Here is a 22,502-nt window from a genome sequence, read left to right on the forward strand (position 1 = left end):
CCCCCCCCCTCCCCCCCCCCCCCCCCCCCCCCCCCCCCCCCCCCCCCCCCCCCCCCCCCCCCCCCCCCCCCCCCCCCCCCCCCCCCCCCCCCCCCGCACCGTGTGTACGCACGATCACCTCGTGAGCCTTGTCTCGCCCGGAGCAAAAGATAACAAAAAGGTCTTAAAGGGAGCTCGGCGTGCGGTTGCCGTGCCTCTGGCGTGTATGTTCCGGGGCCGAGAGCCATGGAAGGGACCAAACCGGTGAACAAGAAGCTCGCGGCCGCACTGTCCGGCGGTGCGGTACTGGTACTGGCGCTGTCCGGCTGCGGCGGCGACGAAAACGAGAAGCTGGACTCCTGGGCCAAGGACGTCTGCGACGCCGTACAGCCGCAGGCCAAGAAGATCGAGTCGGCCAATGCCTCGATCCAGAAGGAGACCTCGGACAACAGCACGCCGCAGGACGTCCAGAAGACCGACGCAAAGGCCTTCCAGGACATGTCCGACGCCTACAAGGCGATCGGGACCGCGGTGAACAAGGCCGGCGCGCCGGACGTCGAGAACGGCGAGAAGAAGCAGAAGGACGCGGTCACGGAGCTCAACACGATCTCCGCGTCGTACGCCTCGCTGAAGAAGCAGGTCGACGAGCTCGACACGAAGGACCAGGGCAAGTTCGCCGACGGTCTCAAGGACATCGCCACCGAGCTGGACAAGCTCAGCAAGAGCGGGAACGACGCGCTCAGGAACCTGGAGGAGGGCGAGGTCGGCCAGGCGATGGCCCGGCAGTCGAGCTGCAAGGCGGCGACGGGGCCGGCGTCGGCGACCTAGAGCTGACCCGTCGGTGAGGCGGCTGCGACTTGTGAGGGGGCCGCGACAGCTGAGCCGGGCGTGACAGCTGAGCCGGGTGTGACGGGGGCCTCAGCCGGGCGTGACGGCGGAGCCGGGTGTGACGGCTCAGCCGGGCGTGACGGCGGAGCCGAGCCGCACAGACCTGCGCGATACCCCGCACGGGCACGTGCGCCGGCGGTGCCTGCGGCCACAATGGAGGGCGTGAGTAACGCCAGCCAGTCACCCTTGTCCCCGCTGCCCGCCCCCGACCGCCCCGAGGTCGCCGCCCGGCTCCGGGACGCCCTGCTCGGGGCCTCCTTCACCGCCGACGGACTGCTCGAACTGCTCGGCGCCCCCGCGTACGCGGCGCTGGCCCGGAGCGAGACCGTGCCCGCGCTCCGGGCGACCCGCGGGGACACTCCGCTGGAGATGCTCGTCCGTCTGTTCCTGCTCCAGCAGCCCGTGCCGCACGCGCGCGTGGCGGACGTCCTGCCCGTCGACGCGTGCCTGGAGACCGGCTGGCTCGAGCGGGCCGGCGCGGACGAGGTCGCCGCCACGGTGGACGTGCGGCCCTACGGCGGGCCCGACGGCGAGGACTGGTTCATCGTGTCGGACCTGGGCTGCGCGGTCGGCGGCGCCGGCGGGATCGGCAGCCGCGACGAGGGAGTCGTCCTGGGCGTCGGCGGCGCCTCCACGACCCTCGCCGGCATCACCGTCCGCACACCCGTCGGCGCCGCCCTCGACCTCGGCACCGGCTCCGGCATCCAGGCGCTGCACGCGGCCCGGCACGCCACGCGCGTGACGGCCACCGACCTCAACCCGCGCGCGCTGCACATCACCGGTCTCACGCTGGCCCTGTCCGGTGCCCCGGCTGCCGAGCTGCGCGAGGGCTCCCTCTTCACCCCGGTCCGGGACGACGAGACGTACGACCTGATCGTCTCGAACCCGCCGTTCGTGATCTCTCCCGGTGCCCGGCTCACCTACCGCGACGGCGGCATGGGCGGGGACGATCTGTGCCGCACGCTCGTTCAGGAGGCGGGGGAGCGGCTGAACGAGGGCGGGTTCGCGCAGTTCCTCGCCAACTGGCAGCACGTGGAAGGGGAGGACTGGCAGGACCGGCTCAGGTCATGGGTGCCCCGGGGCTGCGACGCGTGGATCGTGCAGCGTGAGGTGCAGGACGTGAATCAGTACGCCGAGCTGTGGCTGCGGGACGCGGGCGACCACGAGGGCGACGTGGCGCAGTACCAGGCGCGGTACGACGCATGGCTCGACGAGTTCGAGGCGCGCAAGGTGAAGGCCGTCGGTTTCGGCTGGATCACCCTGCGCAGGACGGGCGCCGCCGTGCCCTCCCTCACGGTGGAGGAATGGCCGCATCCGGTCGAGCAGCCGCTCGGGGACACCATCAAGGCCCACTTCGACCGGCTCGACCACCTCCGCGGCCACGACGACGCCGCCCTGCTCGAAGGACGCTTCCGGCTGGCCGCCGAGGTCGTGCAGGAACAGGTCGGGATGCCCGGCGCCGAGGACCCCGAGCATGTCGTGCTGCGCCAGCACCGGGGCATGTGCCGGGCGACCCGGGTGGACACGGTGGGCGCGGGCTTCGCGGGCGTCTGCGACGGCACGATGAGCGCCGGCCGCATCCTCGACGCCATCGCCCAGCTGATCGGCGAGGACCCGGTGCTGCTGCGCGATCGCACACCGGCCCAGATCCGGCTGCTCGTGGAGCAGGGGTTCCTGGAACCGGTCGGCTGAGGGAACCCGGCGGGGCGGCGCACTGAGGGAACCCGGCGCACTGAGGGAACCCGGCGCGCTGAGGGGCGCCCGGGGAAGAGGCCCACCAATAAATTTCGAGTCGATTTGAACACCTCGTCCCGCACGGGTCCCGAGGCACCGGTCGTCCTCGATCCACGGTCGCGTCGCCCCGGCGTTCACCTACGGTTCGCCTGCCCGCCGCCCACGCGTGTCAGCCTCCCGGGGCTGGAGAGTCGCGGACTGGGGAAAAGGGGCACGGGGGCCATGGAGAGCGAACTGGCGATCTTCGCGGGAGCGGTGTTCTCCCTGTTCGGAGGCGGACTACTGGCGTGGACCGTGACGCGCGTACGCCAGCACCGTCCCGTCGCCGAGGGTGTGAGGCCCGTCGCATCGGCGACCCTCGCGAGCGTCGTCGCGGTGCTCGCCCTGGTGGTCGGAACATGGTGCTTCACCCGCCTCTGAAGCCCGAGTCGGCGTCGCGCCCGCCGGTAATCGAGAGGTTGCGCTCCGCATAGGGCCGGGCCTGGTCCGGGCACTCCGGGCGGCAGGAATGGTGGTAGTCGGGTTACCGTTCGAGTGGCCGTTGCGGGCTTTTCCCGTTTGACACGGGGGCGGGCTGTACCGTCACACTCCGCAGCGTCACCCACGACCCAGCCCCGGGCAAGCGACTCCGGGGAGGCCCCAGCGTCGACCGGAGAGAAGAGCGAAGTTGTCCCCGACCAGCGAGACCGCAGAGGGCGGCCGCCGACTCGTCATCGTCGAGTCGCCTGCCAAGGCGAAGACGATCAAGGGCTATCTCGGCCCCGGATACATCGTCGAGGCGAGCGTCGGGCACATCCGCGACCTTCCCAACGGCGCCGCCGAGGTGCCCGAGAAGTACACGGGCGAGGTCCGCCGCCTCGGTGTGGACGTCGAACACGACTTCCAGCCGATCTATGTGGTCAACGCCGACAAGAAGGCGCAGGTCAAGAAGCTCAAGGACCTGCTGAAGGAGTCGGACGAACTCTTCCTCGCCACCGATGAGGACCGCGAGGGCGAGGCCATCGCCTGGCACCTCCAGGAAGTCCTGAAGCCCAAGGTCCCGGTCAAGCGGATGGTCTTCCACGAGATCACCAAGGCCGCGATCCAGGCCGCCGTGGCCAACCCGCGCCAGCTCAACCAGAAGCTCGTCGACGCCCAGGAGACCCGCCGCATCCTCGACCGCCTCTACGGCTACGAGGTCTCGCCGGTCCTGTGGAAGAAGGTCATGCCGCGGCTGTCCGCGGGCCGTGTCCAGTCGGTCGCCACCCGGCTCGTGGTGGAGCGGGAACGCGAGCGCATCGCCTTCCGTTCCGCTGAGTACTGGGACCTGACGGGCACCTTCGCGACCGGCCGCGCCGGTGACTCGTCGGACCCGTCGTCGCTGGTCGCGCGCCTGCAGACCGTCGACGGCAGGCGGGTCGCGCAGGGCCGTGACTTCGACTCCCTGGGACAGCTGAAGAGCGCGAACACCCTCCACCTCGACGAGGCGAACGCCCGTGCGCTCGCCGCCGCGCTGGAGCAGACGCGGTTCGCCGTCCGGTCCGTCGAGTCCAAGCCCTACCGCCGCTCGCCGTACGCCCCGTTCCGTACGACGACGATGCAGCAGGAGGCCAGCCGCAAGCTCGGCTTCGGCGCGAAGGCGACCATGCAGGTCGCCCAGAAGCTGTACGAGAACGGCTACATCACGTACATGCGTACGGACTCCACGACCCTGAGCGACACGGCGGTCGCCGCCGCCCGCGCCCAGGTCACGCAGCTGTACGGCGCCGACTACCTGCCGCCGCAGCCGAGGACGTACGCCGGGAAGGTCAAGAACGCGCAGGAGGCCCACGAGGCGATCCGCCCCTCGGGTGATCGTTTCCGCACTCCCGCCGAGACCGGACTGACCGGCGACCAGTTCAAGCTCTACGAGCTGATCTGGAAGCGGACCGTCGCCTCCCAGATGAAGGACGCGACCGGCAACAGCGTCACGGTGAAGATCGGCGGCGCGGCGTCCGACGGCCGGGACGTCGAGTTCAGCGCGTCCGGCAAGACGATCACCTTCCACGGCTTCCTGAAGGCCTACGTCGAAGGCGCCGACGACCCGAACGCCGAGCTCGACGACCGCGAGCGCCGGCTGCCCCAGGTCTCCGAGGGCGACGCCCTGAGCGCCGAGGAGATCACGGTCGACGGGCACGCCACCAAGCCCCCGGCCCGCTACACCGAAGCCTCCCTGGTCAAGGAGCTGGAAGAGCGCGAGATCGGCCGCCCGTCGACGTACGCGTCGATCATCGGCACGATCCTCGACCGCGGGTACGTGTTCAAGAAGGGCACGGCACTCGTCCCGTCCTTCCTGTCCTTCGCCGTGGTCAACCTCCTGGAGAAGCACTTCGGGCGGCTCGTCGACTACAGCTTCACCGCCAGCATGGAGGACGACCTCGACCGCATCGCCCGCGGTGAGGCGCGGGCCGTGCCGTGGCTGAAGCGGTTCTACTTCGGTGAGGGCACGGGCGAGGGCGGTGCCGCCGACGCCGGCAACGGCGACGGGGACCACCTCGGCGGCCTCAAGGAGCTGGTGACCGACCTGGGCGCGATCGACGCGCGCGAGGTGTCGTCGTTCCCCGTGGGCAACGACATCGTGCTGCGGGTCGGCCGCTACGGGCCGTACATCGAGCGCGGCGAGAAGGACACCGAGCAGCACCAGCGCGCCGACATCCCGGACGACATGGCGCCGGACGAGCTCTCCGTCGACCTCGCCGAGGAACTGCTCGCCAAGCCGAGCGGCGACTACGAACTGGGCCCCGACCCGGCCACCGGCCACACCATCGTCGCCAAGGACGGCCGCTACGGCCCCTATGTGACGGAGATCCTCCCCGAGGGCACCCCGAAGACGGGCAAGAACGCGGTCAAGCCGCGTACGGCCTCCCTCTTCAAGACGATGTCCCTGGACACGGTGACGCTCGACGACGCCCTGAAGCTGATGTCGCTGCCGCGTGTCGTCGGCGCCGACGCCGAGGGCCAGGAGATCACCGCGCAGAACGGCCGCTACGGCCCGTATCTGAAGAAGGGCACGGACTCGCGCTCGCTCCAGGCGGAGGAGCAGCTCTTCACGATCACGCTGGAAGAGGCGCTGGCGATCTACGCCCAGCCGAAGCAGCGGGGCCGGGCGGCCGCCAAGCCGCCGCTGAAGGAGCTGGGCCCCGACCCGGTGAGCGAGAAGCCGGTCGTCGTCAAGGACGGTCGCTTCGGGCCGTACGTCACCGACGGCGAGACCAACGCGACCTTGCGCTCCGGCGACAGCGTCGAGGACATCACCCCGGAGCGCGGCTTCGAGCTGCTCGCCGAGAAGCGCGCGAAGGGGCCGGCGAAGAAGACCGCCAAGAAGGCGGCCAAGAAGGCCCCGGCGAAGAAGACGGCAGCGAAGAAGACCGCGGCGAAGAAGACCACGACCGCGAAGAAGACGACGGCCAAGAAGACCACGACGGCGAAAAAGACGACGGCCAAGACGGCCACCGCCTCGAAGCCCGCGGAGGACTGAGGCCCGTTCAGGACTGTTCGGGATCCGGACCGTAAAGGTCCTGATCTTCGCCCAGGGTTCGGAAAGCGAACGCCCCGGCGCACTTTGGTGCCGGGGCGTTCGCATGCCAGACCGGGCCCTCCAGGGTGTCGGTGGCTCCCGATAGGCTGAACGCATGACGCGAGCCGAGCACCCCACGGCCTCTCCGCCGGCCCCCGACGATGCCCTGGTCGCGGACTCCCGCGAGCGCGCCGTCCGCGCCCTGCTGCGCCGTCCGCAGTTGAAGCGGCTCTGGAGCGCACAGCTCGTGGGCGGTGTGGGCGACACCCTGGCCCTTCTCGTGCTGGTCCTGCTCACCCTCCAGGCGGCTGTCGCCGAGGGTGCGTTCGGGGGCGGCTACCGAGGCGTGGCGTTCGCAGTGGCGACCGTTTTCGGGGTGCGCGTCCTCGCGACGCTCCTCTTCGGCGCCGTGCTCCTCGGTCCGCTCACGGCGCTCACCTCCCAGGACGGCCCGCTCGACCGCCGCTGGACCATGGTCGGCGCGGACGGGCTGCGCGCCGCGCTGCTCATCGTCGCGCCGCTGTGGATCGACTGGATGCCCGACGACGCGCTGGCCATGCTCCTCGTCACGGCCTTCGTGACCGGAGTCGCCGAGCGCTTCTGGACGGTGTGCCGCGAGAGCGCGGCCCCCGCGCTGCTGCCCGCACCGCCGCCGGAAGGCGCCACGGTCCGGCCGCTGCCCGACCACCTGGACGCCCTGCGCCGGCTCTCGCTGCGCACCGGATTCGTCGCGATCCCGCTCGCGGCCGTCGTGCTCGTCGCCGCGGCCCTGTTCAACAACCTGCTGGGCGTCGGCATCGACTGGTTCGGCCAGCACCAGGCGGCCCTCGCCTCCTACGTCGCGGCCGGACTGTTCGCCGCGTCCCTGTCCGTGCTGACCTTCCTGGAGCTGCCCGCCACGCGCACCCCGCGCCCGCGGTCGCCGCTCGAGGGGCTGCGCCGCCCGAAGACGACCGCCGGCGCCGACAAGGGCCGCACCGGCGCGATGCCGCTGCTGGTACTGGCCTGCGCGGCCGTCGCCGCCGCGGTGTCCGCCGCCGTCGCCGTGGCCGTGCTGCACGCCAAGGACCTGGGCGGCGGCCCGGTGCTGTACGGCCTGTTCGTGGGCGTGCTGACCGGCGGTGTCGTCGTCGGCATCCGTACGGCGCCCGCCCTGCTGCCCGCGCTGTCGCGCCGCCGGCTGCTCGCGCTGGTGATCGCCTTCACCGGGATCGCGCTGCTGGCCGCCGGGCTGGTCCCGGACGTCACCACCGTGCTGCTGATCCTCGCCCTGGCCGGTGTCGGCGCGGGCATCTCCGCCAACATCGGGCACACCCTGCTCGACCAGGAGACCGAGGAGTTCCGGCGCTCCCGTACGACCGAGCACCTGCACGCGGTCGTCCGGGTGTGCGTGGCGCTCGCCGCGGTGATCGCCCCGCTGGTGGCGGCGGCGATCGGGCCGCACCGGCTGGAGAGCGGCAAGTTCGTCTTCGCGCACGGCGGCGCGGCCTTCACGCTGATGCTCGCCGGCGCCCTGCTGCTGCCGGTGGCCGCGCTGGTGCTGGCCAAGGTCGACGACCGTTCCGGAGTGCCGCTGCGCCAGGACCTGCGTGACGCGCTGCTCCGCGGCGACGACCCGGATCAGGCGCCCGCGAGCACCGGCTTCTTCATCGCCCTGGAGGGCGGCGACGGGGCCGGCAAGTCCACGCAGGCCGAGGCGCTCGCCGAGTGGATCCGCGGCAAGGGCCACGAGGTCGTACTGACGCGCGAGCCGGGGGCGACGCCGGTGGGCAAGCGGCTGCGGTCGATCCTGCTGGACGTGTCCAGCGAGGGACTGTCGCACCGCGCGGAGGCACTGCTGTACGCGGCCGACCGTGCCGAGCACGTCGACACCGTCGTACGGCCCGCCCTGGAGCGCGGCGCGGTCGTGATCTCCGACCGGTACATCGACTCGTCCGTGGCCTACCAGGGAGCGGGCCGCGACCTGTCGCCGACCGAGATCGCCCGGATCAACCGCTGGGCCACGAACGGGCTCGTGCCGCATCTGACCGTCCTGCTGGACGTCGCGCCGGAGACCGCGCGCGAGCGGTTCACCGAGGCGCCCGACCGGCTGGAGTCGGAGCCCGCCGAGTTCCACGCGCGCGTGCGGTCCGGATTCCTGACCCTGGCCGCGGCCGACGCCGGGCGGTACCTGGTGGTGGACGCCGGCCAGGAGCCCGAGGCCGTCACGACCGTCGTCCGGCACCGGCTCGACCAGGTGCTGCCGCTGTCCGAGGCCGAGATCAAGGCCCAGGAGGAGGCGCGGAAGAAGGCCGAGGAGGACGCCCGCCGCAAGGCCGAGGAAGAGGCCGCCCGCAAGGCCGAGGAGGAGCGCCTGGAGCGCGAGCGCCAGGAGCAGCTGGCCAAGCTGCGAGCCGAGGAGGAGGAGCGCAAGCGCCGCGAGCTGGAGGAGGCGCAGCGGCGCGAGGCCGAGCGGCAGGCGGAGGAGGCCCGGCGACGGGCCGAGGAAGCGCAGAAGAAGGCCGAGGAGGAGCGGGCGCGGCTCCTCGCGGAGGAGAAGGCCCGGGCCGAGGAAGAGGCCCGCCGCAAGGCCGAGGAGGACAGGCGCCGCAAGCAGGCCGAGGAAGAGGCCCGGCTGCGTGCCGAGGCCGAGGCACTCCGTCTGGAGAAGCAGCGCAAGGCCGAGGACGCGCTGCTGCGGGCCGAGGAGGCGCGACGCCTGGCGGAAGCGGCGGCCGCGGCGGCGGAGGCCGGGCCGAAGAGCCCTTCCCAGGGCTCTTCCCAGGGCTCTGCCCAGGGTTCCGCTCCGCAGGGCGCTTCTCATACGTCGGCCGGTCAGGACGCGGCGACCGTGCCGACGCCCGTGGTGACACCGGAGAACGCCCCGGGCGGCTCGGGTTCTGGCTCGGGCTCCGGTTCTGGCTCGGGCTCTGGTTCCGGCTCCGGTTCCGTGGACGAGACGACCGTGCTGCGCCGGGTGCGGGACGACGCCGAGGTGACGGCCGAGCTGCCGAAGCCGCCGGTGCCGCCGAGGGCGGGCGAGGAGACCGAGGTGCTGCCGCCGGTTTCTCCCCGGGCGGGGGACGAGACCGAGGTACTGCCCGCGGTTCGCCCCGGGGCCGAGGACACGCCTTCCTGGGCAGGTGACGAGACTGCCGTACTGCCGCCCGTACGTGGCGACGGACCGGCGGACCGGGTGCCGCCCGGGTACTTCCGTGACGACTCCCCGGCCGCCCGCCCCGACGGGACCGAGGACCGTACGCGCGAGATGCCCCAGGTCGACGCCGAGGACGGGCCGCGCCGCCGCCGGTCCGACTGGGCCGAGGAGACGCCGCTGGACGACCTGCCCTCACTCGCGGACGAGCTGCTCGGACCGCACGAGGACGAGCAGGACGAGGGCCGCGGGCGCCGTGGGAGGGGCCGGGGCCGCTGAGGCCCTGCCCGGCAGACAGGTCCGGCAGACAGCTCCGGAAGATCACCCGGCCCCGGCCCGCAGAGGGCCGGGGCCGGATTGTCAGTGGTCGCCCCCACAATGGACCTCGCAGCGGCAGTACGGTCCGCACCCGCGGACGTGACGGAAGGGCGGCGTGACCCATGACCGTGTGGGACGACCTCGTCGGGCAGGAGAGGGTGAGCGCCCAGCTGGACGCTGCCGCCAGGGACGCCGACGCCCTGGTCACCGCGGCCGGCACCGACACCCCTCCGCCCGAGGCGTCGAAGATGACCCACGCGTGGCTGTTCACGGGCCCGCCCGGAGCCGGGCGGAACCAGGCGGCGCGGGCCTTCGCCGCGGCGCTGCAGTGCGTCAGCCCCGACCGGGCCCTCGGCGGCTCCCCGGGCTGCGGCTTCTGCGACGGCTGCCACACGGCACTGGTGGGCACGCACGCCGACGTCACCACCGTCGCCGCGGTCGGCTCGCAGATCCTCGCCGACGACATGCGCGACACCGTCCGCAAGTCGTTCACCTCGCCGGCGACCGGCCGCTGGCAGATCATCCTCGTCGAGGACGCCGAGCGGCTGAACGAGAAGTCGGCCAACGCCGTCCTCAAGGCCGTGGAGGAGCCCGCCCCCCGCACGGTCTGGCTGCTGTGCGCCCCCTCCATCGAGGACGTCCTGCCGACCATCCGCTCCCGCTGCCGCCATCTGAACCTGAGCACGCCGTCGGTCGACGCCGTCGCCGACATGCTCGTACGCCGCGAGGGCATCGAGCCGAACGCCGCCGCCGCGGCGGCCCGCGCGACCCAGGGCCACGTCGACCGGGCCCGCCGCCTGGCCACCGACCCGGCCGCGCGCGAACGCCGTGCCGCCGTGCTGAGGATGCCGCTGCGCGTGGAGGAGGTCGGCGGCGCGCTCAAGGCCGCCCAGGAACTGGTCGACGCGGCCGCCGAGGACGCCAAGCAGCTCGCCGAGGAGATGGACACCAAGGAGACCGAGGAGCTGAAGGCCGCTCTCGGCGCGGCCCAGGGCGGCCGGATGCCGCGTGGCACGGCCGGTGTGATGAAGGACCTGGAGGACAAGCAGAAGCGCCGCAGAACGCGCACGCAGCGCGACAGCCTCGACCTCGCCCTGACCGACCTCACGGCCTTCTACCGCGACGTCCTCGCCCTCCAGCTCGGCTCCCGCGTGGCCATCGCCAACGCGGACGCCGAGGACGCCCTGGAGCGCCTGGCCCGCGGCAGCTCCCCGGAGTCCACGCTCCGCCGCATCGAGGCGATCGCCGGCTGCCGCGACGCGCTCGACCGCAACGTGGCGCCGCTGCTCGCGGTCGAGGCGATGACGATGGCGCTCAGAGCGGGCTGACACCCGGTGCGGCCGGGGGACGCGAGGGACCGGACCCGGGATTGACGTTGTAACTCGTACGAGGCACGACACGCACGCACGGCACTCATTTCGTCGCGCAGAGTTACGCTCGCTGGATGTACACAAGGCGTACCCCCCGCTCCGCCTCCACCCCCGCTCCCCGCCGCGCGGGCTCCGGCGGCGCCCACCGCAAGGCCCCTGGCGGAGCCAGGACCGCTGTCGGCCTCCTCGCCACGGCCGCGCTGCTCGTCTCCGCCTGCTCCTCGGGGAGCCCGACGACGTCCGCGGCCTCGGCGGCGGCGGAGCCGGCGGCACTGGCCGCGCTGCCGAAGTCCGTCCCCGCGGCGCTCACGTCGTACTACGCGCAGAAGCCGGCCTGGCGCGGCTGCGGGGTCCCCGGCTTCGAGTGCGCCACCGTCAAGGCGCCGCTGGACTACGCCGAGCCGGCCGCCGGTGACGTCCGGCTCGCCGTCGCCCGCAAGAAGGCCACCGGCGAGCGGCTGGGCTCCCTGCTCGTGAATCCCGGCGGGCCGGGCGGTTCGGCGATCGGCTACATGGAGTCGTACGCCGGCATCGGCTATCCGGCCGAGGTCCGGGCCCGCTACGACATGGTCGCGGTCGACCCGCGCGGGGTGGCCCGAAGCGAGCCCGTCGAGTGCCTGGACGGGCCGGACATGGACACGTACACGCAGACGGACATCACACCCGACGACGCGAAGGAGGGCGACGGGCTGGTCACGGCCTACCGGACGTTCGCCGAGGGCTGCGGCGCGGACGCGCCCAGGCTGCTGCGCCACGTGTCCACCGTGGAGGCGGCCCGGGACATGGACATCGTGCGGGCGGCGCTCGGCGACGAGAAGCTGAACTACGTCGGCGCCTCCTACGGGACGTTCCTCGGGGCGACGTACGCCGGGCTCTTCCCGGACCGGGCGGGCCGGCTGGTGCTGGACGGCGCGATGGACCCGTCGCTGCCCGCGCGGCGGCTGAACCTGGAACAGACGGCGGGCTTCGACACGGCCTTCCGGTCGTTCGCGCGGGACTGCGTACGCCAGACCGACTGCCCGCTGGGCGGCGCGGGCACCTCGCCCGAGCAGGTGGGCAAGAACCTGAAGGCGTTCTTCGAGGAACTGGACGACCAGCCCGTCCCCACCGGCGACCCCGACGGCCGCCGTCTCACCGAGTCGCTCGCCACGACCGGTGTGATCGCGGCCATGTACGACGAGGGCGCCTGGCCGCAGCTGCGCGAGGCCCTGACGTCCGCGATGAAGGAGGACGACGGCGCCGGACTCCTCGTCCTGTCCGACGGCTACTACGAGCGTGACGCCGACGGCGCCTACAGCAACCTGATGTTCGCCAACGCGGCGGTGAACTGCCTGGACCTGCCGCCCGCCTTCGACACCCCCGACCAGGTGCGCAGGGCGCTGCCGGACTTCGAGAAGGCGTCACCCGTCTTCGGCGAGGGCCTCGCCTGGGCGTCGCTGAACTGCGCGTACTGGCCGGTGCACGCCACGGGCGAGCCGCGCCGCATCGAGGCGAAGGGCGCCGCCCCCATCGTGGTCGTCGGCACCACCCGGGACCCGGCGACCCCGTACCGCTGGGCGCAGGCCCTGGCCGGCCAGCTCTCCTCGGCCCGCCTCCTCACCTACGAGGGCGACGGCCACACCGCCTACGGCCGCGGCAGCGCCTGCATCGACCGCACGATCAACGCCTACCTGCTGCGCGGCACCCCGCCCGAGGACGGAAAGCGCTGCTCATAACCGCAGCCCCAGGCCCCGGAGGGCCCGCCTCCGGGGCCGCTCCGGGGCCGGTACGGAGCACCCTTCGAAACTGTGTAGACTTACCGTCGTTGCTGATCGCACCATAGTGCGGACAGCGCGCCGCCTTAGCTCAGATGGCCAGAGCAACGCACTCGTAATGCGTAGGTCTCGGGTTCGAATCCCGAAGGCGGCTCCACTGGAACCCCAGGTCGCATTGCATGTGACCTGGGGTTTCCTGTTGATCGGGCCGTGGTGCCTACGCAGTCGGCGGGCCGTCCACGTGACGGCTCTCCATGAGGCCGTCCAGGTAGTGCGCGCGCATCGCGGCGCGCTGGATCTTGCCGCTGGTGGTGCGCAGCACCGCCCCGCGCCTGACCAGGGCCACCGCCGCCGGCCGGACGCTGAAGTCACGGGCGATGCCGCCCCTGATCCGGGCGGCGAGGCGGGGGAGCTCGTCGGCGCCGACCGAGCCGCGTACCTCGTGCACGACGACGAGCTGCTCCTCGGTGGCGCCGTCGGCGCCGGCCACCGGGACGGCGAACGCGGCACCGAACAGTCCCACCAGCTCGGGGTGCAGGTGCCGCAGGCCGTGCTCCACGTCCTGCGGGTAGATGTTGCGGCCGCGCAGGATCAGCATCTCCTTGAGGCGGCCGGTGACGTAGATCTCGCCGTGGTGGAGTGTGCCCAGGTCGCCGGTGCGGACGTATCCGGTGTCACCGTCGAGGGTGCTGACGCCGAACGCCTCGGCGGTGGCGTCCTCGCGGCCCCAGTAGCCCTGCGCGACGCTGGGCCCGCGCAGCCAGATCTCGCCGACCCGGCCCGCGGGCAGCACCTCGCGGGTGGCCGGGTCGACGATCCGTACCGTGTACTCCTCGGCCCTGCCGCAGCTGACGAGGTCACGGCCGGTCCGGTCCTCGGCGACCGGACGGAACTCGTGCTGTTCCAGGAGGGCTTCGTCGACGCGGGTGACGGCCAGTTCACGCGGCCCGGTGCCCGAGATGAACACGGTGGCCTCCGCCATGCCGTAGCAGGGCGCCATGGTGTCGCTGCGGAAGCCGGCCGGGGCGAAGCGCTTGGCGAACGCGGTGAGGGTGGAGGCCTGTACGGGCTCCGACCCGTTGGCCGCGAAGCGCCAGCAGGACAGGTCGAGTTCGGCGAGCTGCTCGTCGGTGATCTGGCGTGCGCACAGTTCGTACGCGAAGTTGGGCGCGGCCGACCAGTTGACCTGGTACTTGTCGATCATCCGCAGCCACCGGTGCGGTCGCTTCAGGAAGGTCGTCGGGCTCATCAGGACGCAGGAGCCGCCGAGCAGCAGCGGGGGCAGCAGGATCGCGAGCAGTCCCATGTCGTGGTACTGCGGGATCCATGAGCCGAAGCGGGTGGTGCGGTCGAGTCCGAACGCGGAGCTGAGGGCCGACGAGTTGTGCAGCAGGTTTCCGTGGTGGACCATCACTCCCTTCGGGTCGGAGGTGGAGCCGGACGTGTACTGGAGCAGGGCCAGGGTGTTCTGGTCGATGTCGGGCACCTGCCAGGCCTCGGCGTGTGCGGCGGTCAGGCCGGGGCCGTCGGTGATGGCGCAGGTGATCTCCCGGCCCGGGTCGGACGCCGCCCAGTCCAGGACGTTCGCTGCGACGGCCTCGCTGGTGAGGACGACGGCGACGGCCGCGTTCTCGGCGATGGAGTCCACGCGACGGCGCTGGTGGCTGTACTGGCCGGGCAGCGAGGACGGGACGGCGACCATGCCCGCGTAGAGGCAGCCGACGAACGCGGCGGCGAACTGCAGGCTCTCCGGATACAGGAGCAGCACCCGGTCGCCGGGCGCGTACCTCTCCTGGAGCCAGCCGGCTATCTTGCGGGCCTCGTGGTCGAGTCTGGAGTAGGACCAGGTCTCGTCCCCGTCGGGCGAGTCGGGGTCACGGACGAAGATGACGGCCGGGTCGTCCGGGGTGACATGGGCGTTCGTACGGATGCGGGCCGTGGCACTGCGGGCCTGCGTGAGTGTGTGTTCGTCCGTGAGCATGGGATCCCCCGGGGGGTAGCAGGAAGCGGGTGTGGGTGGGCGGGTCCGGTCACCAGTCGGTGGCCTCGCCCAGGGCCAGCAGGTCGTCCAGGTCGTCCGCCTCGACCAGGGCCGCGCCGGCCACCGGGGCGTCCGGGTCGTCGATCGCCTCTGCGAGCAACCGCACATAGGAGTCGAGGAGCCGGCGGACGGTGGATTCGTCGAACAGGTCGGTGGCGTAGCGGAACACGGCGGTCAGCGAGGAGGTGGTCTGCCGCATCTCCACGTTGATGTCGAACTGGCCCTCCAGCTGCGGTACCTCGATCAGTTCGACGCGCAGGCCGGCGTACTCGGTGTCCGTGCCGCGGGCAGCGGCCTCGGTGACCTGCATCAGAAGGGGTTCGAGGCGGCCGGGCGCGACCATGGTGAACACCATCCGCACGGGCGGGTTCCGGCTGTTGTACGGCTCCTCACCGGCGAGCAGGGCGTACGGGTGGCCGATGTGCCTCATGGCCCGCATCACCTGGCGCTGGGCCGTCTGGGCGGCCTGCCCGAACGTGGTCGTGTCAGTGAAGTGGGCGGGCAGGACGAGGGTGTTGACGAGGTAGCCGACGACCTCGCGCATGCCGGGACCACTGCGGGTGGTCGTCGGGCAGCCGACGAGGAAGTCGCGCTGTCCGCTGTAGCGGTGCACCAGGGCCTGGAACACGCCGAGGGTCAGCGCGAACGGGGTCACGCTCGCCCGCCTGGCCGCCTCGCGCAGGCGGGGCACGAGCTCGTCGGGGATCCGGGCCTCGCAGGTGGCGCCGTCGAAGACGGCCGGCGGGCGCGGGGACCGCGGCCGGTCGGCGGGGAGTTCGCCGGCGGTGGCGTTCGCGCAGAACTCCTGCCAGAAGGCGAGGAGTCGTTCGCGTCGCGGCCCTGCGAGCAGTTCCTGTTCGCCCTGTACGTAGTCGTCGTAGCCGCGGGCCAGGGGCGGCGGCGCGGTGTCCGTCGCGTAGGCGTCGAGCAGGTCCTGGAGCAGCAGCCACTGGGAGGTGGCGTCGGTGACGATGTGGTGGGTGCTGACGACGATCACGTGGTCGTCGGGTGCGACGCGCAGCAGGAGGGCACGGCACGTTCCTTCGCCGGTGAGGTCGAAGGGGGTGTCGCCGAACTGCTTGACGTGCTTTTCCAGCAGGCCGGTGCCGGTGACCCCGGGGACCTCCCGGACCTGGAGCCGGACCAGGTCCGGGAGGCCGATCACGCGCCGCGGGCCTGCCGCGGTCTCGGTGAACGTGGAACGCAGCACGTCGTGCCGGTCCACGACCGCGCGCAGGGCGCGCCGCAGCCGCGTCTCGTCGAGCGCGCCGCGGACCCGCAGGGCGGCCTGGACGTTGTAGGCGGGGCTGTCGGGCGCCATCCGGTACAGGAACCAGAGCGCTTCCTGCCCGATGGAGAGGGCTCGCTCCCGGACCATCAGCGAGCGGCGAGTTCGGAGTGGATGTGGGCGGTGATCGCGTCGATCGTGGGGTGGTCCCACGCGAGGGTGGCCTCGACGAGGATGCCGAACTCGTCCTCCACGTCGCCGCACAGTGTCAGGGCGTACACGGAGTCGAGACCGATCTCGACGAGCAGGTCGTCGGCGGCGATGTCCTGCGGCCGGACGTCGAGGAAGTAGGCGACGCGCTCGGTCAGCCAGGTCCGGATCGTCTCGGCACCGGTGGTCTCGGTGCCGGTGGTTCCGGGGGTGGCGGCGGGTGTGGCCATGAGAAGGCTCCTGGTGATGTGAAGGGTGTGGAAATTGGTGGGGTAGGGCTTCTGGTCCGGATACGGACAGGGGCCGGGGTCAGGCGCGCGCGAGCCGCGAACGGTCGAGGTCGAAACCGGCACGGTCTTCCTCCCTCGCGCTCAGTTCGGCGAACAGGCGCTGCTCCACCGCGTCGGGCAGGGCGCCCATGTCGTGGCCGAGGCGGGCGGCGATCCGGGCGAGGGCGCCGGTCAGCCAGGCGTCGTCGCGCAGGAACGGGTCGACGCCGTTCTGGTTGTGCTGCCACACGCCGATGCACGCGGCGGCCATCGACAGCTGCGCGTACCGTTCGGCCAGGGCGAAGCCGGAGCGGCCCGCGACCACCGAGTGCTCGCTCGGCGGCAGCCGGCGGCAGCGGCGGCCGAGGTCGTCGAGGTCGGCGCGCAGCAGGGCGGCGATCCGGGCGGCCGTGGGAGACAGCGCCGGGCCGCCGGAGTGGTCGTGGAGCAGCGCGGTGAGCTGGTCGGCGCCGCGCGAGGTGAGTTCCAGGGCCTGGTAGTCGATGTCGTCGAGCGGCGCCGACAGGTCGAAGAGCGCGGCGGGCGGCACCTCGGCGGTACCCCAGCTGGTGGCGGCGAGGCGGGGCAGCTGCGGCAGCGTCGTGGCCTGGCAGACGGCTGCGTTGGCGTGCGCGAAGGTGATGGCCGGCAGGTCGCGGAAGAACTTCTGGAAGATGCCGTAGCTGCCGTCGCGCCAGTACGAGTTGGCGCCGAGCAGGGTGCCCAGCGTCTGCGAGGACCGGTGCAGGACCTTGGGGACCACGTACTTGTTGACCGCGGTGATCACGCTGGTCTGGCCGGGCAGGACGTGCAGGGCGCGGCACGCCACGGTCGCCATGCAGTCACCGGCGAGCAGGTCGAGGAAGGCGCCGACGAGGGTGGCCCTGGCATGCGGCAGGTCGGCGACGCTGCGTCCGTACAGGGTGCGGTCGAGTGCGAAGCGGGTGACGGTGCGCAGCTGGGTGTCGGCGGTGCCGACCATCATGCCGGGCAGTACGGCACGGGTGGTCTGGAAGGCGCGCAGGACGGTCTCCATCGCGCTGCCGACCGGGCCGACGGGGGCGTCCGCCGGGACTTCGAGGCCGGTGAAGTCGGCGCCGCCGATGAGACAGCCCCGCAGCCCGACCGTGGGGAAGCGGTAGTCCCTGCGCAACCGGTCGGCCGGTGCTTGTGTGAGGTCCACCCACAGGTGGGAGTGGCTGCGGTTGCCGGGACCCGCGCCCGTGCGGGCGAGCAGGACGACGGCGTCGGCCCGGCCCAGGTTGTTCACGATCCGCTTGCGGCCGTCGATCCTGTAGTGGCTGCCGTCGGCCGAGGGTGTCGCGGTGAGGTCGGTGCGGGTGAAGTCGTTGCCGTGCGGCAGCTCGTTGTAGCCCGCCGCGGTCTTGCCGCCGGACAGCAGGATGTCCGCCATCCGCTTCTGCTGGACGTCGCTTCCCGCGGTCCACATCGCCGACCCGGAGATGTAGTTGGTGAAGCCGTGGCCGAGCGCCAGGGTCGGGTCGCGGCGGGAGACGGTACGCATCATGCGCATCAGGCGGTCGATCCGGCCCAGGCGTCCGCCGAGCCGCCTGGGCACGTACTCCGCGTTGAACCCGTAAGCGTCCAGCGCGGCTTCGCCGGCGGGCAGGATCTCGGCGCGCTCGTCGGCGGCGAGGACGGCTTCGTAGCCCAGCGGGTTGTCCGGGTCGTGGGCGTCGCCGAGCGCCATCTCCAGAACGTCGGGGCCGCCGGGGGCGGAGTTCGGGTCGGTCATGACGCCTCCTCGGCGAGGGAGCCGGCCGCCTCGGCGAGCGGGAAGGGCAGCAGGGAGAACATCTCGCCGCTGTCGTACTGGTCGACGAGCATCGGCATCAGCCGGTCGAGCACCGCCGAGCCGTCGGCGCCGTCCTCGGGCAGGCTTCCGGGCGTCAGGCGTTCGGCGAGGCGGCTGAGCGCGGCCTCGGCCCACAGCCCGTCCCGCCACAGGCCCGCGGTCGCGGTGGTGTCGGCGGCGACGCCGGTCCGGTTGCGCAGCCACACTTGGAGGCAGGCCGCGGCAGCGGAGCACAGGGTGTAGCGGTGCGCCAGGTCGAAGGCCGCGGCGGGCACGTCACGCGGGCTCGGCCGGTGGGCGGCCATCTGCTCGTGCGTGGTGTCACTGATGCGCAGCAGTCTCTCGGCGACGGTGAGCAGGGATTCGGGCGCCTCGCCGGACGCCACCAGCTCCCGCAGTTCCACGACGGCCCGGGGCAAGGACGCCGCGACGCTGTTGCCCGTGCGGGAGGTCAGCAGCAGCCGGGCCGGGTCGAAGTCGGGGATCCGCGCGTCGAACCTGGCCGCTGCGGCCAGGCCCTCGGCGTCGGTGCGCCCGGCGCGGTAGCCGCGGGCGAGGGCGGCGAACTGGTTGATCAGGGCGTTCAGGTTGACCAGCGTGTTGCCGTCGAAGATGCCGACGATCCGGTGGTCGCGCTCCAGTTTGGCGAACAGGCCGTGTGCGTAGTCCTCGCTGAGGAAGGAGCGGGCGCCGAGGAACTGGCCCATGGCGGAGATCAGTTCGTCGGCCGTGGTGGGCACCAGGTACTTCACCGCGGCCGACGAGACGCTCATCTCCTCGGTCAGGGTGTGCACGCCCCGCGAGGCGAGCAGTGTGACGGCCTCCATGGCGAGGAGGTCGGCGTAGGCCTCGGTGAGCGCGCGGTGTGCCTGCGGCAGGTCGATCAGCCGCTTGCCGTACAGCCGGTGCTCCAGGCCGAACCCGGTGGCGATGCGCAGCGCGTGGTCGCCGGCGCCGAGCGAGAGCGCGGCGCAGATCGTGCGGGTGATCTGCAGGCCGCGCAGGACGGTCTCGATGCCGTCGCCCTCCTCGCCGATCAGCGCGGAGGCGGGCACGACGGCGCCGTCGAAGGCGATGCCGCTGATGTCGGCGCCGCGGATTCCGTGCGTCTTCGCCGCCGGGAGACAGGTGTGACCGCCGTCCGCGAGCGAGGCCTTGTCGACCAGCAGCAGGCTGTAGCCACGGGTGCCGCCGGCCGGGGAGGTCCGGGCGAGGACGCAGACCAGGTCGCTGCGGGTGGCGTTGTTGATCAGCCACTTCTCGCCGTCGAGCCGGTATCCGCCCGCCACGGGGGTGGCGGTCAGCTCGCCGGAGAGCAGATCGCTGCCGTGGGCGCGCTCGGTCAGGCCCCAGGAGACGACGGCGCCGGACATGACGCGGGCGCCCAGCTCCTGTGCCTGCTCCGCCGTTCCGCCGACCCAGGTGCTCACCGCGCCCAGATACGTCTTGGTGTGCGCGATCGCCACGGTCAGATCGCGCCGGGCCACCACCCGTACCAGCTGGAGCAGGTCCTCGTAGCTGTGGAGGGCGCCGCCGTGCCGGGCGGGCACGTAGTGCGCGGGCAGGCCGAGCGCGTCGAGCCGGGCCACGGCCTCCGTGGGGAACGCCTCGGCGGCGTCGAGTTCACGTAGCCGGGCCGCGAAGAACGGCAGGTCCCGGCGGGCGGGATGGCCGAGGGAGCGGTCGAATCCGCCGGCCCGTTCGTACGGCGCGTACCGCCGCGGGGGTGCGAGTTGAGGTTCCGTCACGACTCCACCTGAATCTGAGAATGTGAGCACTCCGGGATTTCTGAATGGCCCCAGTCTTGGCCACCGGGAGGAGCGCTGTCGCAGGATCCCGGTGTCAGGATCCTGCGTCTGCATCTGGCTGCCAGCACTGAACCCGTTACCTCCGTCCAAAGGCGAACTAGTGTCTCCACTGCACGCCTAACAGGTGAGAGGGAATCCATGCCGAAAACATGTGGTTCGGGGATTCTGGGGACGATCGGCGACACACCTCTGGTGAAACTGGAGAGAGTGTTCCCCGGGGAACGCTCGCAATTCTTCGCCAAGATCGAGCGGTTCAACCCAGGTGGCAGCATCAAGGACCGAAGCGGCCTCAACATGCTTCTTGAAGCACTGCGCAACGGCGAGATCACGCCGGGGCGTTCCGTGGTCGTGGAATCGAGTTCGGGGAATCTGGCGGTCGGGCTCGCCCAGATCTGCCGGTACTTCGATCTGCGCTTCATCTGCGTGGTCGACGCCAAGACCACGGAGCAGAACCTGGCCATCATCCGGGCCTACGGGGCCGAGGTGGTGGTGATCGACGAGCGGGACCCCGCGACCGGCGAGTTCCTGCCGGTGCGGCTGCGCAGGGTGCGGGAGCTCGTGGCGAGCATCCCGCACGCCTACTCCCCGAACCAGTACGCGAACCTGTCCAACCCGCGGGCCCACGAGCGGACCATGCGGGAGATCGTGGAGGAGCTCGACGGGCGGCTCGACTACCTCTTCTGCTCCGTCAGCACCTTCGGCACGCTGCGGGGCTGCGCCGACCACCTCCGCAAGGAGGGGCTGCGCACCAAGATCGTGGCGGTCGACGCCCAGGGCAGCGCCATCTTCGGCCAGCTGCCCACCCGGCGGCTGATCCCGGGGCACGGTGCGTCCGTCGTGCCGGCCCTGATGGACCCGGCCGCGGCCGACGAGGTCGTTCACGTCTCCGATCTCGACTGCGTGGCGGCCTGCCGCCGCCTCGTGGTCCGCGAGGCGATCCTGGCCGGCGGTTCCTCCGGGGCGACGCTCGCCGCGGCGGAGCGAATGCTGCCGCGCATTCCGTCCGGCTCGGTCAGCGCCCTGATATTCCCCGACGGAGGGGACCGCTATCTCGACACCATCTATTCCGACGACTGGGTGCGCGAACACTTCGGTGAAGTATCGCACCTGTGGAAGGGCTGAGCCCCGATGCTCGTACTGCGCAAGGCAGACGTAGAGAAATTACTGGGTGGGAGGGAGAAGGAGCACATCGAGCTGGTCCGGCAGACGTACTCCCTGCATGACAAGGGTGCGACGGCCGTACCGCACTCGATATTCCTGCGCTTTCCCGACGAGCCCGCGAACCGCATCATCGGACTCCCGTCCTACCGTGGCGGCGAGAATCCGGCAGCAGGGCTGAAGTGGATTTCCTCGTTCCCCGCGAACATCCACTCCGGAATCGCCCGTGCCAGTGCGGTGATGGTGCTCAACTCGCTGCGCACCGGACACCCCGAGGCGCTGCTCGAAGCCTCACTGATCTCGGCCGCGCGGACCGCCGCGAGCGCCGCCCTCGCCGCCGACATCCTCACCGAGGGCCGGCGCCCGCGGGGCGTCTCCCTCATCGGCTGTGGCGTCATCAACCTGGAGATCCTGCGCTACCTCCGGGCCGCGATCGGCCCGCCCGGCGAGATCACGCTCTTCGACACCTCGCGTGTGCGCGCCGAGGAGTTCGCCCGCCGCTGCCATGAACTCCTGCCGGACGCCGAGGTCACCCTCGCCGACAGCATCGAGGACGCCCTGGAGGCGCAGCGCCTCGTCTCGTTCGCCACCAACGCGGGCGAGCCGCACGTGGACCTCACACCCGCCGGACCCGGCACCGTGGTCCTGCACGTCTCGCTGCGCGACATCGACCCGCTCTCCATCAACGGCGCGCACAACATCGTCGACGACGCGGACCACGTGTGCCGCGAGCGCACCTCGCTGCACCTGACCGAGCAGGTCACCGGCGGCCGCGCCTTCATCGACGCCTCCATCGGCCAACTCATCAACGGGTCGGTCGCGTTCACGCCCGACCCGGACAAGGTCACCGTCTATTCGCCGTTCGGTCTCGGCGTCCTCGACCTGGCCCTCGCCGTCGACGTGCACGCCACCGCCCGTGAGCTCGGCATCGGTGTGGAGATCACGGACTTCCTGTCCTGACCCGCCCGTACGCCGCCTTCCACAGCCCGTTTCCGTACCTCCACGAGGAGAACCATGTCCCAGCAGTCCGCCGCCCCCGAGTACCGCGTCGTCCTGAACGCCGAGGAGCAGTACTCGATCTGGCCCGCCGGCCGTGAACTGCCCGCCGGGTGGAACGCCGAGGGCACCCAGGGCAGCCGCGAGGAGTGCCTCGCCCGCATCGACGAGGTGTGGACCGACATGCGCCCGCTGAGCCTGCGCCGCCGCATGGAGTCCCAGGCCACCGCTGCCTGAGATCAACCGCCTGAACGTCACTTCGGAG

15 protein-coding genes and 1 tRNA gene are annotated in these 22,502 nt (G+C 71.9%); 11 read left to right on the forward strand and 5 right to left on the reverse strand.

What is annotated here, in order from left to right; translation table 11 throughout:
• The first annotated feature begins 225 nt into the window (after nt 1-225).
• From ACZ6I3_RS25340 to ACZ6I3_RS25375, 8 genes are all read left to right on the forward strand, one after another.
• Nucleotides 226-807 (forward strand): small secreted protein, encoded by a 582-nt coding sequence (locus ACZ6I3_RS25340; RefSeq protein WP_469417610.1) that lies wholly within the window; start codon nt 226-228, stop codon nt 805-807.
• A gap of 213 nt (nt 808-1,020) precedes the next feature.
• Nucleotides 1,021-2,559, forward strand: coding sequence for a DUF7059 domain-containing protein (locus ACZ6I3_RS25345; RefSeq protein ID WP_469417612.1), 1,539 nt, complete (start codon nt 1,021-1,023; stop codon nt 2,557-2,559).
• A gap of 264 nt (nt 2,560-2,823) precedes the next feature.
• Nucleotides 2,824-3,021 carry a hypothetical protein gene (locus ACZ6I3_RS25350; RefSeq protein WP_469417614.1) on the forward strand — a complete coding sequence of 66 codons (198 nt, stop codon included), beginning with the start codon at nt 2,824-2,826 and terminating at the stop codon, nt 3,019-3,021.
• A gap of 247 nt (nt 3,022-3,268) precedes the next feature.
• Nucleotides 3,269-6,097 (forward strand): type I DNA topoisomerase, encoded by a 2,829-nt coding sequence (topA, locus tag ACZ6I3_RS25355; RefSeq protein ID WP_469417616.1) that lies wholly within the window; start codon nt 3,269-3,271, stop codon nt 6,095-6,097.
• Nucleotides 6,098-6,251: 154 nt separating this feature from the next.
• On the forward strand, nt 6,252-9,548 hold the full coding sequence (gene tmk, locus ACZ6I3_RS25360) for a dTMP kinase (protein WP_469417618.1): 3,297 nt from the start codon (nt 6,252-6,254) through the stop codon (nt 9,546-9,548).
• A gap of 161 nt (nt 9,549-9,709) precedes the next feature.
• Nucleotides 9,710-10,915 carry a DNA polymerase III subunit delta' gene (locus tag ACZ6I3_RS25365; RefSeq protein WP_469417619.1) on the forward strand — a complete coding sequence of 402 codons (1,206 nt, stop codon included), beginning with the start codon at nt 9,710-9,712 and terminating at the stop codon, nt 10,913-10,915.
• Between the two features lie 116 nt (nt 10,916-11,031).
• The gene (locus ACZ6I3_RS25370; RefSeq protein WP_469417620.1) at nt 11,032-12,672 is read left to right on the forward strand and encodes an alpha/beta hydrolase; all 1,641 of its coding nucleotides are present in this window, start codon (nt 11,032-11,034) and stop codon (nt 12,670-12,672) included.
• A gap of 119 nt (nt 12,673-12,791) precedes the next feature.
• Nucleotides 12,792-12,868 (forward strand) — tRNA-Thr (locus tag ACZ6I3_RS25375).
• Nucleotides 12,869-12,928: 60 nt separating this feature from the next.
• Here ACZ6I3_RS25375 and ACZ6I3_RS25380 read toward each other — a convergent pair.
• The 5 genes from ACZ6I3_RS25380 to ACZ6I3_RS25400 form a co-directional block, all read right to left on the reverse strand.
• A complete protein-coding gene (locus ACZ6I3_RS25380) occupies nt 12,929-14,692 on the reverse strand; it encodes a fatty acyl-AMP ligase (RefSeq protein WP_469417622.1) in 1,764 nt (587 codons plus the stop codon).
• 49 nt (nt 14,693-14,741) lie between these two features.
• On the reverse strand, nt 14,742-16,130 hold the full coding sequence (locus tag ACZ6I3_RS25385) for a condensation domain-containing protein (RefSeq protein ID WP_469417623.1): 1,389 nt from the start codon (nt 16,128-16,130) through the stop codon (nt 14,742-14,744).
• Complete coding sequence (locus ACZ6I3_RS25390) at nt 16,130-16,420, reverse strand: acyl carrier protein (protein WP_469417625.1); 291 nt, start codon at nt 16,418-16,420, stop codon at nt 16,130-16,132. The genes ACZ6I3_RS25385 and ACZ6I3_RS25390 overlap by 1 nt, the downstream gene beginning before the upstream one ends.
• A gap of 79 nt (nt 16,421-16,499) precedes the next feature.
• Nucleotides 16,500-18,215 carry an acyl-CoA dehydrogenase gene (locus ACZ6I3_RS25395; RefSeq protein WP_469417626.1) on the reverse strand — a complete coding sequence of 572 codons (1,716 nt, stop codon included), beginning with the start codon at nt 18,213-18,215 and terminating at the stop codon, nt 16,500-16,502.
• Nucleotides 18,212-20,023, reverse strand: a complete 1,812-nt coding sequence (locus tag ACZ6I3_RS25400) for an acyl-CoA dehydrogenase family protein (protein WP_469417628.1) — start codon at nt 20,021-20,023, stop codon at nt 18,212-18,214. Before ACZ6I3_RS25400 ends, ACZ6I3_RS25395 begins: the two co-directional genes overlap by 4 nt.
• A 198-nt stretch (nt 20,024-20,221) precedes the next feature.
• Between ACZ6I3_RS25400 and sbnA the strand changes: the two genes are divergently transcribed.
• The 3 genes from sbnA to ACZ6I3_RS25415 are packed head-to-tail and all read left to right on the forward strand — an operon-like array spanning nt 20,222 to nt 22,474.
• Nucleotides 20,222-21,205 carry a 2,3-diaminopropionate biosynthesis protein SbnA gene (gene sbnA / locus ACZ6I3_RS25405; RefSeq protein WP_469417630.1) on the forward strand — a complete coding sequence of 328 codons (984 nt, stop codon included), beginning with the start codon at nt 20,222-20,224 and terminating at the stop codon, nt 21,203-21,205.
• A gap of 6 nt (nt 21,206-21,211) precedes the next feature.
• Nucleotides 21,212-22,201, forward strand: coding sequence for a 2,3-diaminopropionate biosynthesis protein SbnB (sbnB, locus tag ACZ6I3_RS25410; RefSeq protein ID WP_469417631.1), 990 nt, complete (start codon nt 21,212-21,214; stop codon nt 22,199-22,201).
• 54 nt (nt 22,202-22,255) lie between these two features.
• On the forward strand, nt 22,256-22,474 hold the full coding sequence (locus ACZ6I3_RS25415) for an MbtH family protein (RefSeq protein WP_468192643.1): 219 nt from the start codon (nt 22,256-22,258) through the stop codon (nt 22,472-22,474).
• Nucleotides 22,475-22,502: the final 28 nt, after the last annotated feature.

The sequence above is a fragment of the Streptomyces sp. NPDC041940 genome, from assembly GCF_055589465.1.

Bases quoted from the DNA above. Each gene is read 5' to 3' on its own strand.
- ACZ6I3_RS25340 (WP_469417610.1), top strand. From the start codon at position 226: ATGGAAGGGACCAAACCGGTGAACAAGAAGCTCGCGGCCGCACTGTCC.
- ACZ6I3_RS25345 (WP_469417612.1), top strand. From the start codon at position 1,021: ATGGAGGGCGTGAGTAACGCCAGCCAGTCACCCTTGTCCCCGCTGCCC.
- ACZ6I3_RS25350 (WP_469417614.1), top strand. From the start codon at position 2,824: ATGGAGAGCGAACTGGCGATCTTCGCGGGAGCGGTGTTCTCCCTGTTC.
- tmk (WP_469417618.1), top strand. From the start codon at position 6,252: ATGACGCGAGCCGAGCACCCCACGGCCTCTCCGCCGGCCCCCGACGAT.
- ACZ6I3_RS25365 (WP_469417619.1), top strand. From the start codon at position 9,710: ATGACCGTGTGGGACGACCTCGTCGGGCAGGAGAGGGTGAGCGCCCAG.
- ACZ6I3_RS25370 (WP_469417620.1), top strand. From the start codon at position 11,032: ATGTACACAAGGCGTACCCCCCGCTCCGCCTCCACCCCCGCTCCCCGC.
- ACZ6I3_RS25380 (WP_469417622.1), bottom strand. From the start codon at position 14,692: ATGCTCACGGACGAACACACACTCACGCAGGCCCGCAGTGCCACGGCC.
- ACZ6I3_RS25385 (WP_469417623.1), bottom strand. From the start codon at position 16,130: ATGGTCCGGGAGCGAGCCCTCTCCATCGGGCAGGAAGCGCTCTGGTTC.
- ACZ6I3_RS25390 (WP_469417625.1), bottom strand. From the start codon at position 16,420: ATGGCCACACCCGCCGCCACCCCCGGAACCACCGGCACCGAGACCACC.
- ACZ6I3_RS25395 (WP_469417626.1), bottom strand. From the start codon at position 18,215: ATGACCGACCCGAACTCCGCCCCCGGCGGCCCCGACGTTCTGGAGATG.
- sbnA (WP_469417630.1), top strand. From the start codon at position 20,222: ATGCCGAAAACATGTGGTTCGGGGATTCTGGGGACGATCGGCGACACA.
- sbnB (WP_469417631.1), top strand. From the start codon at position 21,212: ATGCTCGTACTGCGCAAGGCAGACGTAGAGAAATTACTGGGTGGGAGG.
- ACZ6I3_RS25415 (WP_468192643.1), top strand. From the start codon at position 22,256: ATGTCCCAGCAGTCCGCCGCCCCCGAGTACCGCGTCGTCCTGAACGCC.